At 41.6% G+C, this 14,742-nt stretch carries 9 protein-coding genes and 2 pseudogenes; 10 read left to right on the top strand and 1 reads right to left on the bottom strand.

From position 1 onward, the window contains the following. Positions 1–5: 5 nt before the first annotated feature. The 10 genes and pseudogenes from QTN94_RS08295 to QTN94_RS08250 form a co-directional block, all read left to right on the top strand. Positions 6–2,822 (top strand): type I restriction endonuclease subunit R, encoded by a 2,817-nt coding sequence (locus QTN94_RS08295; RefSeq protein WP_331427420.1) that lies wholly within the window; start codon positions 6–8, stop codon positions 2,820–2,822. After that, positions 2,819–4,561, top strand: coding sequence for a restriction endonuclease subunit S (locus tag QTN94_RS08290; protein WP_331427419.1), 1,743 nt, complete (start codon positions 2,819–2,821; stop codon positions 4,559–4,561). The genes QTN94_RS08295 and QTN94_RS08290 overlap by 4 nt, the downstream gene beginning before the upstream one ends. Continuing rightward, positions 4,561–6,312 carry an AAA family ATPase gene (locus QTN94_RS08285; RefSeq protein WP_331427418.1) on the top strand — a complete coding sequence of 584 codons (1,752 nt, stop codon included), beginning with the start codon at positions 4,561–4,563 and terminating at the stop codon, positions 6,310–6,312. The genes QTN94_RS08290 and QTN94_RS08285 overlap by 1 nt, the downstream gene beginning before the upstream one ends. Further along, positions 6,312–7,187, top strand: a complete 876-nt coding sequence (locus QTN94_RS08280) for a hypothetical protein (RefSeq protein WP_331427417.1) — start codon at positions 6,312–6,314, stop codon at positions 7,185–7,187. Before QTN94_RS08285 ends, QTN94_RS08280 begins: the two co-directional genes overlap by 1 nt. A gap of 43 nt (positions 7,188–7,230) precedes the next feature. After that, the gene (locus QTN94_RS08275) at positions 7,231–8,769 is read left to right on the top strand and encodes a class I SAM-dependent DNA methyltransferase (protein ID WP_331427416.1); all 1,539 of its coding nucleotides are present in this window, start codon (positions 7,231–7,233) and stop codon (positions 8,767–8,769) included. A 560-nt stretch (positions 8,770–9,329) separates the two neighbouring features. Beyond that, the gene (locus QTN94_RS08270; RefSeq protein WP_331427415.1) at positions 9,330–9,938 is read left to right on the top strand and encodes a class I SAM-dependent methyltransferase; all 609 of its coding nucleotides are present in this window, start codon (positions 9,330–9,332) and stop codon (positions 9,936–9,938) included. Positions 9,939–9,940: 2 nt separating this feature from the next. Next, on the top strand, positions 9,941–11,068 hold the full coding sequence (locus tag QTN94_RS08265; RefSeq protein WP_331427414.1) for an HNH endonuclease: 1,128 nt from the start codon (positions 9,941–9,943) through the stop codon (positions 11,066–11,068). A gap of 234 nt (positions 11,069–11,302) precedes the next feature. Beyond that, entirely contained in the window at positions 11,303–11,776 is a 474-nt protein-coding gene (locus tag QTN94_RS08260) for an Hcp family type VI secretion system effector (RefSeq protein WP_138970264.1), read from the top strand. Positions 11,777–11,841: 65 nt separating this feature from the next. Beyond that, entirely contained in the window at positions 11,842–12,552 is a 711-nt protein-coding gene (locus QTN94_RS08255) for a DUF4225 domain-containing protein (protein WP_331427413.1), read from the top strand. A 1,052-nt stretch (positions 12,553–13,604) separates the two neighbouring features. After that, positions 13,605–13,721 (top strand): annotated as a pseudogene (locus QTN94_RS08250) (LysR family transcriptional regulator); the annotation flags it as partial. Positions 13,722–13,783: 62 nt separating this feature from the next. Here QTN94_RS08250 and QTN94_RS08245 read toward each other — a convergent pair. Beyond that, a pseudogene (locus tag QTN94_RS08245) lies at positions 13,784–14,593 on the bottom strand (methyl-accepting chemotaxis protein); the annotation flags it as partial. Between the last annotated feature and the right edge of the window lie 149 nt (positions 14,594–14,742).

Below are 14,742 nucleotides of genomic sequence, written 5' to 3'. Positions count from 1 at the left end.
GAACTATGGATATTGACGGACTAAAACCGGAAACGCAGGCGCGTTTATCAATTGATGAGCAATTGAAGGCCTCTGGTTGGAAAATACAGACTTGGCCCAAGGTGAACCTTGGTGAAGGCTTGGGCGTAGCGGTTCGTGAGTATCCAATTGACAGTGGGAAAGGACAATACACTGATAGTGCTGACTATTTATTGTTCGTTAACCGCTTAGCTGTCGGTGTTATTGAAGCAAAAAAAGATGAAACAATTCTTTCACAAGTGGAAGAGCAAACGCTTCGCTATGCCACTAGTAAAATCAAGTTCCGAAAAGAAGATACACCTTTATCTTTTCTATTTGAAGCAACAAGCCAAGTCATTCATTTTACTGACCTTAGAGATCCAGCCCCGAGAGCTCGCGAACTATTCCATTTCTTTAAGCCAGAAACATTACTAGCGTGGTCCAAGCAAGAACACTCTTTACGTTACAGCTTAAAGAACTCTATGCCAGAGCTAGAGAAAGCAACTCTTCGTGATTGTCAGGTGAGTGCCATTTCCGGACTAGAGAAATCGCTAGCTGAAAATAGACCACGTTCGCTGATACACATGGCAACAGGTGCAGGTAAAACCTTTACCGCCATTAATGCGGTCTACCGATTGCTTAATCATGGTGGGGCGAAACGTATACTCTTTTTGGTAGACACTAGAAACTTAGGTAAACAAGCACAGCAAGAGTTCCATGCGTTTAAACCGCAAGGTAAACAAACCTTCTTCCATGAGAATCACATTGTTCAACGCTTAAATAGCAGCACCATAGACGATGCGGCTGAAGTATGTATTTGTACCATTCAACGCATGTATTCTATCTTGAGTGGCAAGCCGATAGATGAAAGTGCTGAAGATGTATCTCTACATGAAATTAAACAAAATCAACAACAGGGAAAGCTGGTTAAGTATAACCCAACAGTACCTATCGAAACCTTTGATTTCATCATCGTTGATGAGTGCCACCGATCGATTTACAACTTGTGGAAGCAGGTACTCGACTACTTCGATGCCTTCACTATTGGTTTAACCGCTACACCAGATAAGCGTACTTTTGGTTTCTTTAATGAAAACATTGTTGCTGAATACAGCTATGAAGATTCGGTGCTTGATGGCGTAAATGTTGGCTACGACGTTTATGAGATAGAAACAGAAATTGGTAACAAAGGTGCTGAGCTAAAAGCTAAAGAGTGGCTCGATCACCGAGATAAACTCACCCGTAAAAAACGTTGGGCACAGGCCGAAGAAGATAGTAATTACACCAGCAAAGACCTTGACCGCTCGGTGGTCAATACAAGCCAAATTCGCCAAGTCATAAAAGCGATGAAAAAGGCGGTCGAAACAGAGATATTTCCTAATCGTAAAGAAGTACCAAAAACACTGATTTTTGCCAAAACAGATAGCCATGCTGATGATATCATTCAGATTGTCCGTGAAGAATATGGCCAAGGTAACGAATTCTGCAAAAAAGTAACCTATAGCGCGAAAGACCCTGATGGTATTCTTAATGACTTTCGTAACGACTTTAACCCAAGGATCACGGTTACCGTTGATATGATTGCAACGGGAACTGATGTAAAGCCACTCGAAATCTTGCTCTTTATGCGAGACGTGCGCAGTAAAGGCTATTACGAGCAAATGAAAGGTCGTGGTGTTCGTAGTCTAAGCTATGAGGACCTACATAACGTCAGCAAAAGCGCGACGACTGATAAGGACCGTTTTGTTCTTATTGACGCCGTTGGGGTGGAGAAATCTCTAAAAACAGAGAGCCGACCGTTAGAAAAAGCTCCTAATCTGTCAATGAAAGACTTATTGCAAGGTGTGGCGATGGGGCATAGAGACGATGACACCATCCAAAGTTTGGCCAGTCGTTTAACGCGCTTAGCTAAGCAGCTCGATAAACGGGGTTTAGATAAAGTAGAAAAGATCGCAGGTAAACCATTACCGCAGCTAGCTAGAGAGCTACTCACCGCGATTGACCCAGATGCTATCACTAAACAAGCATTGACCAACGCAAAAGAGGCAGGGATCACACGTAGTGAAGAAACCCTAACAGATAGCGAGCGTCAAACAGCGAAAGAGCAACTTGTCGATCAAGCTTGCCAAAGTTTTGATAATCCAGAAACCCGCGACGTGATTGAATCTGCTCGTCGTGACCGCGAACAGCTTATCGATCACATCAATCTAGATACTGTTACGTATTCGGGTTACAGCAACCAAGCCGCGGATGATGCTGAAAAGATGATTCAAACCTTTAAAGACTTTATTGAACAACATAAAGACGATATCCAGGCTTTAAGCTTCTTCTACCAGCAACCTTATCAACGTAGGGGGTTGACATTCGCCATGTTAGAGGAGTTGCACCAAGCGTTAAGCAAACCGCCTTTGTTACTAACAACAGAAAAACTCTGGACTGCTTACGAGCGACTCAATCAAAGTGGCAGTAAGAAGAAAACAGACACGAAACGCCAATTAACCGATATAATCTCGCTAATTAGGTTTGCTATTGGTTCAGATACGGAGTTGAAACCTTTTGCTGAACAGGTAGACGCCAAGTTTAAAAAGTGGATCTTCCGCCACAATGCCCAACGTTCCACAGCTTTTACCGAGCAACAGACCCAGTGGTTACGTTTGATCAAAGACCATATTTCCGCCAGTTGTTTTATAGAACGCGATGACTTTGACTACAGCCCTTTTTCCGATCACGGTGGCTTACAAAAAGCGTGGGGCTTGTTTAACAACGGCGACAGAAACGAATTAGATAGCCTATTGGCTGAAATGAATCAGGAATTAATTGCGTGAGAGAAACAAATGAACTTCCACAAGGCTGGATAACGGCTACCGTTGGAGATATTGCAGAGTATGTAAATGGATTTGCTTTTAAGCCTGCCCACAGGCAAGAGTCAGGTATTCCTATAATTAGAATTCAAAACCTTACTAACTCAGATAAGCCTTTTAATTATACTAATATTGAAGTGCCTGAAATTTATGAAGTAAATAATGGAGATTTGCTTGTAAGTTGGTCTGCAACGCTAGATGCTTTTCTATGGAGGGGAGAGAAAGCTTGGCTAAACCAACATATATTTAAAGTTGTACCAGAGCCTAGGTTGTTTAACGCGGGTTTACTATATTATTGGATGAAAATTGCTATTGGTGAAATGATTGAGACTGAGCATCTTCATGGTAGCACTATGAAGCACATTAATCGTGGTCCATTTTTAGCTCATGGTACTAAGATCCCACCAGTTAATGAACAAGTTCGTATTTACGAAAAGTTAGAGGAGTTATTTTCCGAACTCGATGCAGGTGTCAAAGAACTCCAAGCAGCGCAAGTGAAACTGACTCAATATCGCCAATCTTTACTGAAAAATGCAGTTGAAGGAGCGCTTACGCAACAATGGCGGGAGGCTAACAGTGGAAATGTTCAGGAAACGGGAGCGCAACTATTAGAGCGTGTTCTTATAGAGCGGCGCGAGCGCTGGGAAAAGCAAAAATTAGAAGAATTTAAAGCCAAAGATAAAAAACCACCTAAAAACTGGCAAGCTAAATACCCCGAGCCGTCAGATCCGGATGTAGAAGGCTTACCCGAGCTACCTGATGGGTGGGTGTGGGCGACCATAGACCAGTTGGCAATTAGTAAGCGCTATGGTTCCTCATCAAAAACAAATGATGATAGCTCAGGTGTACCTGTATTACGTATGGGCAATATTCAAGATGGCAAACTAGATTACGGCAACTTGAAGTACTTACCTGTTGACCATAATGAGTTTCCGGATTTATTTCTGAATGATGGCGATTTACTATTTAATCGCACCAACAGTGCAGAGTTGGTTGGCAAATCTGCTGTTTATAGAGATATTGGGAAACCAGTGTCTTATGCCTCTTACCTTATTGCTGTCACTTTTTCGGAGCATGTGCTACCTGAAATAGCAGTTCATTATATAAATTCTGTTCTTGGTAAAAAGTGGGTAGCAGAGGTAATGAATCAGACGGCAGGCCAAGCGAATGTAAACGGCACTAAGTTGGGGAATTTGGCTATTCCCCTTCCTCCAAGTGCTGAGCAGAAAGTGCTTATAGATAAAATCAGTAATGAGTTTGACTCTATTGATAGGCAGTTTGAATCAATTGCACTCGGATTAAAGCAGTCTGAAGCCCAGAGGAAAAATATTCTTAAGTCAGCATTTTTAGGGCAATTGGTGCCACAAGATCCTAATGACGAACCCGCCTCTACATTGTTAAAGAAAATAAAACTTGAACGTGAAGCTCTGGCAAAAATGCCCAAGTCTCGTACGCCGCGTAAATCTAAAAAAAAAGTTAATGTAATGGATACTTTACTCGAAGTTTTAACCGCAGAAGAGGGCTGGATTGATGCTCAGGAAGCCTTTGAAAAGTGTGGAATTGTTGATGGTACTGCAACGGATCGTATCGAAGAGATATACGCAGAACTTCGAAAGCTGGAAAAAGCACGCAAAATTGAAATTGAGCGAAATGATGGTTACGACCAACTAAAGTTGATTAAGCAAGAAAACAAGGAGGACTAATGCGTTTAGCCTCATTTACCATAGGCTCAGACCGAGAAGGTGATCGCCAAAGGTTTAAGAATCTAAAAAACGTTACTATCGACTTTGAAGAAGAAGAGTGGATTACCTTAGTTATAGGTTGGAATGGCACTGGTAAATCAAATGTGTTAGAGGCATTGGCGTTGCTTTTCCGTGATTTAATCATGGGAAAGAACGACAAAAATGAGAAAGATAAGCCTTCGTTTGCGTACACGTTGAGGTATTTTTGCCACGAAAAAGAAATACAAATCGACGCAGATCCTGATCGTTCTAAAGATATGTACAAAGTTAGTTATAAAGATTTAGGCGAAATAAACTCAGAGCATACTGTACAAGCTGATTTGTTGAGCTTGTTAACTGGTGAACCGGAATTAGTAGACATCAAATACACTACTTTTAAAAAACGAAAAGACGAGTTTTTACCCAAGTATGTGTTTGGTTACTACTCTGGACATAGCGATCGTATGCAGTCGGTATTTCGTCCGTATCTTCAGCAATATGACAAAAGGCTCCGAAACGCTAAGTCGGAAGACCCTGGTTTAAGACGGTTGTTTTATGCTTTACCTGTACATAGTCAATTTGTGCTTTTAGCATTTGTTCTAAAGCAAGATGATTTAGTTAGACATTTTCTTGATACTCAGCTCGGCCTAGAAACTGATGAAAATGCTGAAAGTATTGATTCTGTTTTGTTAGAGCTAAACGAGCCTTCTTGGAACTTGAATAAAAGTAAAGGTCCTAAAGGAACTCATGGAGCATGTAAGACAAACCCAGACATATTCTGGGGAGCAGAAGGTATTGTTCGCGAATTTTTGGATCGAGTACATGAAGTTTCGACAGCGCCGATAAAGATAAAAAGAACGGATGAAGCGACTCTATGGAACAAAAAGGACCGCGAATATCTTTATATGTTTATCAAGGATATCAACAAGCTAAACGAGTTGGTTGGCGAGCAAGAACCTAGAGAGTTTTTCCGTGACCTAGAAAGTACTTATGTATCAGAACTTATTAGCGAAGTGCGTATCCGCGTAAAACTTAAAAAGAATGATGGTACTGTAACATTTCGTGAACTCAGTGAAGGTGAGCAGCAATTACTGACTGTATTAGGATTGTTAAGGTTTACCGCAGAAGAAGAGAGCCTATTCTTACTGGACGAGCCCGATACGCACCTAAACCCTAAGTGGAGCGTTGATTACATAGACTATTTAAATAAGTTTATAACTTCTGGTTCTGATGGTGAAAACAACAGTCACATCGTTCTAACTACCCACAACCCTATTGCTATTGCTGAATTGACACGAGATCAAGTGCAGATTTTAAGCCGTGATGATGAGTCCCGAGTTATTGAGTCTCATAAACCTCACTATGATCCCCAAGGAATGGGCTATGCGGGCATTATTACCAGTGACATGTTTGGGCTCGGGTCGTCACTGGATAAGCGCACTCAAAAGCGTTTAGAAACATATAGAGCATTAGCAAGTATTGAAAACAAAACAAGATTCGAAGAACTGCGCTTTCAAGTCATTTCCGAATGGCTAGATAATGATCGGTTCAGTATGTCGCAACGAGACGATGACTATGAGCGCTACATAAAGATTCGTAATACTCTTCTAAATGAAAAGTCTGATGCGGATAGTTTGCAAGAGCTCGTGGATTTTGCATTAAGCTTGTCTCAAGAAGAGCGTGACGATGTTGCTAAGCAGGCGATCACAAAGTTACTAGGTGAGGATAATTAGTGAGGTTTGTAGATAACACATTTGTAGACTTACCTGATGGCTGGGAGGATAGAGCTGAAGCAGCTACAGAAGCATTAGTCGATGGTACTATTGTCGCTGATGATCGTAGCTCGGTCTGGAAGGAATTAAAAGAAAGTTTAGAAGCATTATCAAATGGAAGGTGTTGGTATTGCGAAACAAACATTCCTCGAACAGACAATGCGGTAGATCACTATCGACCCAAAGGGAAAGTTCAAGGCGTTGGATTTTCGGAAGATGAAAAAAGCTTGGTTAGATACGAAATAGAACCGGAGCATGCAGGCTATAAGTGGGCAGCTTTTAAACATGAGAACTTTCGTTTTTCATGTCAACATTGCAATGAATACAGAAAAGATTTGCAAGGGACAGGAGGTGGTAAGTGGAACTACTTCCCTCTAGTGAATGAACCTGAGCGTGCTTATGATGAGTTAGATGAAGACAACGAGGTCCCCGTTTTACTCGACCCGTGCAAAAGACTAGAATGGCGGCTACTTTCTTACGACAAATCCGGAGTTCCATTTTCAAGGTTCGAAAAGGGCAGCCCCGAGGATATAAAAGTAAGGTTCTCTATAAGGCTTTATCACCTTGATCAAAAACGACTAAACGAAGGACGTGTAGCTCAATGGAAGTTGTTTAAGCCTTTGATAAGTGATGCAAAGAAGTGGTATTTAAAAAAACTCCGACAGGACCAAGGTGCTGATGCCTGCTTTGAAAAAGAGCTGCGAAAAATAGGGCAATGGTTTCACTTCAAAAGCAAAAATACCTATCTGGGATTCCTAGTTTATCAGTTAGAGCAAGATAAAGATAAAGACACGTTGCATCCATGGATTGGTGAATTAATTAGAACCGTAGGTTGATAGTATCAGTGTGATGCTAGCCCATGATTATTGAGATTGATAAATGAATGCACCAGCATTAGTACAAAAAGTTTGGAATTACTGTCATACATTGCGTGACGACGGTGTGGGTTATGGTGACTACTTAGAGCAGCTCACGTACCTACTGTTTTTAAAAATGGCGCATGAATATGCCCAGCCTCCCTATTCAAGGGATACCAAAGTTCCTACAGAGTTTAATTGGGAAACATTGCAGGGCTTAACAGGCGAGAAGCTAGAAGAACAGTATCGTAAGGTACTAAAAAGCTTAGCCAAAGAAAGCGGTATGATTGGTGCTATTTTCTACAAATCTGAAAATAAGATCCCCGATCCTGCGAAGCTGGCTCGTATCGTTAAAATGATTAACGGTGAAAACTGGATAAGCTTAGACTCAGATGCTAAAGGTGATTTGTACGAAGGGCTATTGCAGAAGAATGCAGAAGACACAAAAAGTGGTGCAGGCCAATACTTTACGCCACGTGCATTGATTGACGCTATGTTGGCTTGTGTTCGTCCGGAGCCTAAGAAAACCATCTACGATCCAGCATGTGGTACGGGTGGGTTCTTCTTAACTGCTAATGATTGGATTACATATGGTGATGAGCAGTGGATTGAAAAGGGCATGAGCCATTGGAATCCATCAAAGCATGACGAAACTACCATAGCAAAATCAAAGTTAAACAAAGACGAAGTGAAGTTTTTACGTGATAAAACCTTCCGTGGTAATGAGATTGTTCCATCTACTCGCCGTATGTGTCTAATGAACTTGTTTCTTCACAACATCGGTAGTATTGATGGTGAGCCAGATGTAGAGCGAGCTGATGCATTGCTAACTCCTATTAAGGGGGAAGATAAAGTCGATTATGTATTGGCTAACCCTCCTTTTGGTAAGAAAAGCAGCATGACAATTACTAATACTGAAGGTGGTGAAGATAAAGATGCACTAACCTATGAGCGTCAGGATTTTTGGGCTACAACCACCAACAAACAACTAAATTTCTTGCAACATATTGTTTCGAGTTTAAAAGACACAGGTAAAGCCGCAGTAGTTTTGCCTGATAACGTGTTGTTCGAAGGAGGTGCAGGTGAACGTATACGTCGTAAGTGGTTAAGCAATTGCGATGTACACACGATTTTGCGATTACCAACGGGTATCTTTTATGCCAATGGTGTCAAAGCAAATGTAGTGTTTTTTGATAATGCTGCTCGTGATGAAAAAGTCCATACCAAAGGTATTTGGTTTTATGACTTAAGAACTAATAAGCATTTCACGCTGAAACAACGACCAATGATGTTGAGCGACCTTAAAGACTTTATTCAGTGCTATAACCCTGATAATCGTCACGAACGCAAAGAGACAGAACGATTCAAATACTACAGCTACGATGAACTAATCAATCGTGACAAAGCTAGCTTAGATGTGTTTTGGCTTAAGGACGATAGCCTAGACAACTTGGATAACCTGCCTGCTCCGGATATTCTACAGCAAGAGATTATAGATCATCTAGAAGCGGCATTAGCTTCATTCAAAGATGTAGCAGCAGGGTTGCCAACGTCTAAGTAACATAGCAGTTCATTTGCTTGGATGAATCACACTCCCCAACATTTGGCTGGGGAGTGTTTTTATACAGAGATCAACGTTCGTCAGTGTTGTAAATGTATTAGATATTGGTTTTAGGTATCGTTTTATATGCCCCACAAGTATTCAATGGATGTAGCAAAGTAATACCCAAGGTAATACTTTTGCATGATAGTGTATTTATTTTCTATAAATATTAGTTGGTTATGGTCCTAAGTGTGCTGTCTCACTCCCACATTCTAAAAGGTCTGATTTATCAGGCCTTATTTTATATCTGAAGGTTCTACATGTTAGCAATAGCTCACAATGGAACTAACACATGCTGCCACGCTCGTATCTTTAGTGGCGCTATTCGAGAGCAACATATGCTTGATTTGTGATCAGAGTAGGTGCTTAAACATCAAACTAGATTTACGGCGTTCAAAGTTCTGCGGATGGCTTTTGTATAAGATTTTCATCACAGAATCTAATTCATTTCTAATACTTTATCGCCTTATGCAACCTAGCCGTATATCATGCAGGAACAGTGATGCTTGGTTTGATATATGTCCGCAACTACTTCTTTTTACAACAACAATGCCTCAAAGCTAGCTCAGCAATACGATTCCCTAGAATTCGAATCTGTTCACCAGTCTTGGACTGAATATTGGCCTCAATCGGGTGATGTTGTTTTGGATGTTGGCGCTGGATCTGGAAGAGATGCAAGGTGGATGATCGCCCATGGCTGTGAAGTATATGCTGTTGAGCCATCAACTAGATTGCTTGAGATCGGCAACTATAACTGTTCGGAGCAAGTCGTCTGGTTACATGACTCATTACCTTATTTAAAACACGTGATAGAGCTAGAAAAGCAGTATGACTTAGTTCTGTTGTCGGCGGTTTGGATGCATCTTCCTGTTCAGCAAAGATCTATTGCTATAAAGGCATTGCGCAGTCTCCTGTCAGACGAGGGTGTCTTGGTTATTACATTACGTCACGGCGAGTTTCATGATGCTCGTGAGACTTTTGGTGTCTCCGTATTTGAGCTGGATAAATTAGCTAGTGATGTCGGATTGGTTATCTGCCATATCGAAGATGGCAAAGATTCGCTGAAGCGAGAAGGGGTTACTTGGCAAACTGTTGTGATGAAGAAAACCTCTGGTTTGGAGGTGTAAACATGTCATACGACTTTTATCCAGACAAGTTTCGTAACCTGAATATGAACATCTCGGGTGGTAAGAAAAGCCCTCATAAAGTATGCATGCTCCTAGCGGTTATGGATTTAATCCAAGCAGGGCATATCGCTTTAAACAAAATCGAACTCAATCAGCCGCTAAAAGAGAGATTCACAGAACACTTCAACAACTTTTCTCACGGCAAAGACAAAAACACACCAGAGAACCCATTCTTCCATCTGAGAAGCGAGGGATTCTGGCACCTTTCCTATCACGCTGGCTATGACGAAATGACGACCAGTCGCTATTCCTCAAAAGCGATCGCCTATGCGTACCTAGACGATGAGCTATTTAACGATATGAAAAGCTTTATCGTTAGCAATGAGCTGAAAGAAGCGCTGGTTTCAAATTTTACAGACTTTGCATCCCTTTACTATCAGTGGCTGATGGATATTGGTAAGTCGGAGAAAACCGCAAAAAATTATCTTGGAGCAATTCGTGGTTCAATTTCAAACTGGTTAATGGATACGGGGGAAATCTGTGAGCCATTGACCGAAGTGACTTCCTACCGTCGATTTACTCAGTATGAAGAGAAAGTCAGACAGTTAGAGGTTTTTAAACTAACGGATCGCAAGGGTAAAGGAATGTACAGCGCTGCGCTTACCCATTACAACAAGTTTCTAGCCGACTTAGCTCAAATAGATGTGAACGCAGACATTCGGCAGGTCATGGTAGACAAAAAGCTAACCGACACCGAAAAAAGCATCATGGTCAAAACCAGAATGGGTCAAGGTCACTTTAGATCTCAGTTGGTGCAGATGTGGGGAGGCTGTGCCGTTACAGGGTATCGCAACACACAACTTTTGCTCGCTTCCCATATAAAACCTTGGCGCGCTTCAAACAATAAAGAAAGGCTGGATAAGTTCAACGGATTGCTGCTGCTCGCTAACTTAGATAAAGCGTTTGACCTCGGTTTTATCTCCTTTGACGACAACGGCAAGGTTCTTATCTCAGAGTATCTTGAAGCGCCAGAAGTCATCGGCCTAAGAGACGATATGTCGTTTAGGATCGTGCGTGAGCATAAACCATATCTGGCACATCACCGAGGTGAGTTGTTTAAGGGGAGGTAATCTGCGTTCCTGAAAGCGCACTTGCTCATGTTCCCTTCATCCAACCTTAAAGGAGCGCATGGGTGTTTAGCATGATTTGCCACCCGTGCAGATATCTGATTTTCCATACCATTTTAAGGTGATTTCCGCGTAATTAATGAATATTGCTTCAAATCCCGCCAGTTAGCAGTCGTCCATAACGGATCTATTGATATACGATATGTTTACCGTCCCATAAATATAAACGAGTAAATTATGGCTCATACGGCATACTTATCTATCATGGGTAAAAAACAATACTGTATCTCTCAAGGCTGTAACACCAAAGATTCAATCGGCAACAAGGCTCAAGAATCTCATAAAGATGAAATCACGGTTCTGGCTTGTAACTTCACCTTAAACAAGCAGGGAGGCCCAACGGAAGTGGCGATTACCAAACCCGTAGATAAGTCTTCGCCATTACTCGGCAACGCCCTTTCCAAACAAGAGCATTTGCAATGCACTATCAAATTTTATCGAACCAATGAGCATGGTCATAACGAAAACTTCTACACGATTGAATTAGTTGATGCGTTGATTACCTCTCTGTCATTTGATCAACCAAACGTACTTACTTCCGGAGATGAAGATATGTCTGAGATATTCCATCTCACATACCGCGACATAATCTGGAAACATAACATGGCCGGCACAGAAGGTTATCAAATATGGGATAGATACTTAGGATGAGAAACCAAACCGCGCCAGACTCATGGGACATTCGTGAAGTCGAAAAAGCCGCTAAAGGGCTCACTATGCAAGCTGTTACGCTTTCACATCGCCACATCTCGAATGGCGGTCTGAAGATGCAGTTTGTTCGTGAAGTCGATCGGTTTGAGCAATGTCTGGTGAACGATTATAAAAGCGGTAAGAAGGACAAAGAGACAGTATTCAAAGAGCTTCAAAAAGAAAAACAAAGTCTTATCGAGCAAGGTAACTTGATCTTTAAAAAAGGGATTGGCTTTGTCGCTGGTGTCATGCAGGTAACAACAGGCGCCGGAATATGTTACGCCTCAGCGGCGGTCTTATGCTTAATTGGTGGTCCAATGATGGCTCATGGCACCAACAATCTGTATGAAAATGGCAAGTACTTTTGGGATGGCGATGAGAATGCAACAGGGCCAGTTCGCAAAGGTTATCAACATGCAGCGGAATCGCTAGGTTACTCAGAATCACACGGTGATATTGTTTACTATGGAGCAGATTTAGCCTTGTCTGCTTATGGGGTGCTAGCCAAAACCAACACAGCTAAAAACGCCTCCGAGGCTTATCAGATTGCATCCAAACCTAACTTAAATCCGATGCCGTGGACAAGAACTCAAAAAGCCAAGCAATTTAAACTATTTAGGTATAGTGCAGAAGATTATCTAAGAGGTTATCAAGCGTCTTCAAAAGTAGCGCTATTAAATCAAGCACTATCAGATGGTTATACTCTTAAAACAATGAAAGAAATAGCAGATGATTGATGTGGCCAAGTTTTTAATAGTAACCATTTTAATAGTTTTTATTTTCAGGAAAGTGGCTCGTTACAAGTTTACAAAAAATATTCTAAGATTAGCTTATTGCATTTTTGTCTTCTTTCCGATTCTTTTAAATTACTACTCTATTTTTATGAGTGGTTATCCATTTTTTGAAACGCTTGAGCCATTTATTCCTAATTACTCAAACAATGACCTAATTTCTTGGCTGAGCTTTGGTGTATGCATTTACTCAGGGTTCCTTATCCCTAAACATCCGGAAGAATCTGGATGAGAATCTCATACTTATATCGGATTGACTATGATTACATTAATTTTATTTTGGTTCTTTTCCATTATTCTTATTTATGTAGCAAGGAAGCTGTTTCGCTACAGCAAGAACAAGTTTTATGCTTTCTGTAAAATTTTGGTATATATAGCTATTGGTTCCCAATATTATTCTATTTTCAACTATGGTTCCTTAATCTATGGAACTACTCCATCTGTTATAAATCACTTTGAAAAAATGACAGTGGAAGTTCTTAATTTACCAAATGGACAGATACAATGGTCAAGCCTAGTAATAATGCTTGGTTTTTCTATTTTGTGTATCCCAAGATATATTAAACATTAGACAATTAATGTTGTTCTGAGTTGATTTTTACAACATCGATACCTTTAAAAGACAAGAAAGGCTGAAATAAATCTATTTAACTTTATAAGGATTTTGTGGCTTCATAATAATGATGTATAGAGAGGCTCGAAAATGATAACGGTTGTCTGGTTTTCTATAATGTCACTTGGCTTAATTTATCCACTATGGCGAATTAATCGTGTGCCATGCCAAAGTGTTGTATTACTGTGTAAATTCGTTTTACCTCTTCTGTTGGGGATTCAATTGTTTTCCGGAAGGTAGCTGACTATGATTCGACGCCTCCATCAAAGGCCTGAGTGAACAGGCCTTTATGATTTAAACTAAGGTGCTTAGAAGTATTCTTGCTCAGTTACCCAACCTTGGTTCTAACTCAGCCAACACAGATTTTTTGTTGAAGCGTGCTATATCGCAAGCAGGCGCAGACTTAAACGTCATCTATCAGAGTCGTCAGTATCAACCTAAGCGCTTGCGCCTGTTTATCGATTTCTTGATTGAACGATTCCATCGTCAGTTTCCCCAATAGCGGCTTAACCGAGGGCGATTCGTGTTGCTAAAGGCGAATTTGTATTTGTCACTGGCGACGAATCAAACCTTAAAGTATCTCAGTTGAGCGGTAAGGTGCTCTGCGGTATTCGCCATTAACTGGCTATCTTCCGCGAGCGACTGAGAAGCGTGCAATACTTCGTTGGCAGCCAAGTGGATGCCAGTGACGTTTTCATTCATTTCGGTCGCAACAGCGCTTTGCTGTTCTGAGGCTGCGGCAATTTGAGCCACCATATCATTGGCGTTTTGCATTTCTTCAACGATTAAATCAAGCTGCTTGCGTGTATTCTCTGAAGCTCGAACACTCTCCTCAACGTTTTCGTTACTGGTTTGCATCGCCGCGAAGGTTTTCTCTGCTTGGCGTGTGAGTTTTTCGATGGTCTGTTGCACTTCGTTGGTTGAGTTTTGCGTGCGACTCGCGAGGTTGCGGACTTCATCAGCCACAACTGCAAATCCACGACCTTGTTCACCCGCTCGTGCGGCTTCGATTGCAGCGTTAAGCGCTAGAAGGTTAGTTTGCTCAGACACCTCTCGAATCACACCGACCACATTGCTGATCTCTTGGACGCCAGATTGCAGGTCGCGCACCAGCTCGTTCGCTACTGAGATATTATCAGACACATGTGCAATTGACTCCGAAGTGCGTTTCATTGTCTCGTCGTTGTTGTGTGCATGGTCGACGACTTTGTTGGTGCTTGCAGCGGTGTTTTCAGCATTGGTCGCAACATCCGAGATGGTGGCGCTCATTTCTGTCATCGCGGTCGAGAGCAACTCTAGTTGAGCGTGTTGTGAATTGACACTGGTAGCGGCTTCTTCACTAGCCTGAGCAATTTGGCATGCCATGGTGCTAGATTGGTAAGCGTTCACCAGCAGTCCATTGACAAAAAGTGTGAGTTAACGCAATTGATCCAACATTCCTAATTGAGTGATCATTTCTAGCCGTCATGCTTAATGCATGAAGAAGAAAAAATCTAAATTCTCATCTTCGCCGCCCGTGGCCT

The sequence above is a fragment of the Vibrio sp. M250220 genome (assembly GCF_036533795.1).
Classification (GTDB): domain Bacteria; phylum Pseudomonadota; class Gammaproteobacteria; order Enterobacterales; family Vibrionaceae; genus Vibrio.
This window is presented reverse-complemented; position numbering and strand designations above follow the sequence as displayed.

Bases quoted from the DNA above. Each gene is read 5' to 3' on its own strand.
- QTN94_RS08295 (WP_331427420.1), top strand. From the start codon at position 6: ATGGATATTGACGGACTAAAACCGGAAACGCAGGCGCGTTTATCAATT.
- QTN94_RS08285 (WP_331427418.1), top strand. From the start codon at position 4,561: ATGCGTTTAGCCTCATTTACCATAGGCTCAGACCGAGAAGGTGATCGC.
- QTN94_RS08275 (WP_331427416.1), top strand. From the start codon at position 7,231: ATGAATGCACCAGCATTAGTACAAAAAGTTTGGAATTACTGTCATACA.
- QTN94_RS08270 (WP_331427415.1), top strand. From the start codon at position 9,330: ATGTCCGCAACTACTTCTTTTTACAACAACAATGCCTCAAAGCTAGCT.
- QTN94_RS08265 (WP_331427414.1), top strand. From the start codon at position 9,941: ATGTCATACGACTTTTATCCAGACAAGTTTCGTAACCTGAATATGAAC.
- QTN94_RS08260 (WP_138970264.1), top strand. From the start codon at position 11,303: ATGGCTCATACGGCATACTTATCTATCATGGGTAAAAAACAATACTGT.
- QTN94_RS08255 (WP_331427413.1), top strand. From the start codon at position 11,842: ATGCAAGCTGTTACGCTTTCACATCGCCACATCTCGAATGGCGGTCTG.